The 2,440-nt window shown below is 32.2% G+C and carries 1 protein-coding gene and 2 pseudogenes; 2 read left to right on the top strand and 1 reads right to left on the bottom strand.

Annotation, left to right across the window (positions count from 1 at the left end):
• Positions 1–314 (top strand): annotated as a pseudogene (locus tag HU235_RS16800) (hypothetical protein); the annotation flags it as partial.
• Between the two features lie 216 nt (positions 315–530).
• Here the strand turns inward: HU235_RS16800 and HU235_RS16795 are convergent.
• The gene (locus HU235_RS16795) at positions 531–1,673 is read right to left on the bottom strand and encodes an FtsW/RodA/SpoVE family cell cycle protein (protein WP_174880950.1); all 1,143 of its coding nucleotides are present in this window, start codon (positions 1,671–1,673) and stop codon (positions 531–533) included.
• A 525-nt stretch (positions 1,674–2,198) separates the two neighbouring features.
• Between HU235_RS16795 and HU235_RS16790 the strand changes: the two are divergent.
• Positions 2,199–2,440: pseudogene (locus HU235_RS16790) on the top strand (transketolase); the annotation flags it as partial.

Here is a 2,440-nt window from a genome sequence, read left to right as displayed (position 1 = left end):
ATGCTAAAGTTAAGCTTCGTAATAGGATTTTTCATATATTGCTTAATGAACATTATCCATATGTAGCCTTTGCTTCAGCTGTTGAATATGAAAAGATACGATTTATTGATGAAGAAGCGGAGCTAGTCAAACGGTTAAGCTCTTTTTACCATGTATTACCTTCTTCTGAACTGAATCTACCTGTAATACTAAGGCAAGCTTCTAAAAAAGATATTTTACAAAACGATAACGAATTCAATCAAGCTGAATTGGAGCAAATAGCATACTGGAAGCCTAAAATAATTGGGGAGATCATTTTTAATTTTTGGGATTAGCTTATATTCCGGACTTCCCGCGGAAAGCAATTCTCCTGTAGCGGAAATAAACAAAATTATAAATCATTAAGTAAAAAATTTATTCAAGAGCAAGCTTGTTTTTAAGCTAATATCAAACGAAATAGCAGTCTGATAATGTCGAACAATAGCTTAGTTCTCCATTACTAGACTGCTATTTTCATCCCTTAAACTAGGCTTTGATGAATGTAAGGATAATTATGAATCGAATAGATATTTCTTATTTCTAAAGCTAATGCTCATAACTAACCCAAGGGCAAGCATATTTCCAATCATTGCGCTTCCTCCATAGCTGATAAATGGAAGAGGGATTCCTGTAATAGGCAATAACCCAATAGTCATTCCAATATTTTGGAAGGCATGAAACGTAATCATCGTAATCACACCGATACAGACTAAAGATGAGAATTGATCCTTTACATCGATCGATAGTTTAATAATCCGATAGATTAAAATAAAGTATATGCAAATAACAGCTGCTGCTCCATAAAATCCATACCGATTGGCAATGACACTAAAGATAAAATCTGTTTGACTTTCTGGTATATGGATGACCGTGTTTTGTACCCCAGATAATTGTCCAGAACCTACTCCTAATAAGGATTGATAGAGGTGATAACCCTCGCCAAGTTTATATGTTTCAGGATCTAACCAAGCATATATTCTTCCTAATTGGTATTCTTTGACACCAAGAGCTTTAATCAAATCTGGTTGATACAAGATTAAATAAATCAAACCTCCACCAACAATAACAATTGATAAAAAAACTGGTAAAATTATTTTCCATGAGATCCCCGAAACAAGAACTAATCCTGTAAAAATCGAAATTAACACTAATGACGTACCGAGGTCTGGCTGTTGCATAATCAATAGAATTGGAATGATTGTGACAACGGTCATCTTTCCTAAAAGAATGAGATGAGCTCTAATGCTAGTAAGATGATTTGCTGTTGAGATAATATAACTTAATACAATGATTAAAGCTATTTTTGCGATTTCAGATGGTTGAAATGAAACTCCAGGAATAAATGTAAACCAGCTCTTCGCCCCATTAATTGGTCTTGCAATACTTTCAGGGGAAATCACTAATACGACTAAAAGGAAGAGTGAAAATGAATAAAGATACCAACGGAGCTTTTGGATTTGTTCCATATCAAAAAACATCACAAACAGGATAATTAAAACACCAATTATGTACCATACAATTTGTTTAAGTAGAAAATTCTCTTTTAAATCACCTAAAATTTGAGCGTTATAGATAGCTATACAACTTACAAGAAAGAAAAGGATTAACGTTAAGATAAAATTATAGTCAAAATTACTTTGTTTTTTATCCTCCATAAAAAAACCTCACAATAGTAGATATTTCCACAAGAATTATAGTGTAATGCCTAACACATTTTACCATAGTTTTAGGGAATGTTTTATAAAATGATAGTCCGATATATCGTAAATCAATGATTAATGATCATGTTGACAATTTATTGGATAAAAAAGTACAATTTAACTACAAAGAAACTTAGTAGACAAGATTACAAATTTTATATACTGATTGTCCTAATTAAACGATCATTGTAAGGGATTACAACAGCTTGATTTATTTCGTGGAAAAAATAAGGGGAAACTCATCATTATATTAAAGCGCTTACTAATGATTCTTCATGTAAGATGATACCAGTAAGAGTAGCTATTGTAGTGGTTAACCTAAATTGACAAGTTGCTCCACACTAAAAAATAAAATTATTTGTATACTTAGTAGACAAGTGAAACAGAAAAATGTATACTACAAATATAAATTAACTTGTATGACAAGTTAACAAGATTACAAATTTTCTATTTTATTAAATAATTATTGGGGTGACAGAGTTGAAAAATATAAGTATTGCAGAGTTAAAAGAGAAAGCTATTGAGATGAGAAAAACAGCGTTAACAATGATTCATAAAGCACAATCAGGTCATCCGGGCGGATCGCTATCTGCTGCAGACTTAATGACAGCGCTCTATTTTAAAGAAATGAATATCGATCCAAGTAACCCTAACTGGGAGGATCGTGACAGATTTGTCCTTTCAAAAGGACACGTTTGTCCAATTCAATATTCGGCATTAGC

The sequence above is a fragment of the Metabacillus niabensis genome, assembly GCF_902829255.1.
Taxonomy (GTDB): Bacteria; Bacillota; Bacilli; order Bacillales; family Bacillaceae; genus Metabacillus; species Metabacillus niabensis.
Note: the sequence above shows the minus strand (reverse complement) of the source record. Positions and strands in the feature narration are given on the sequence as shown.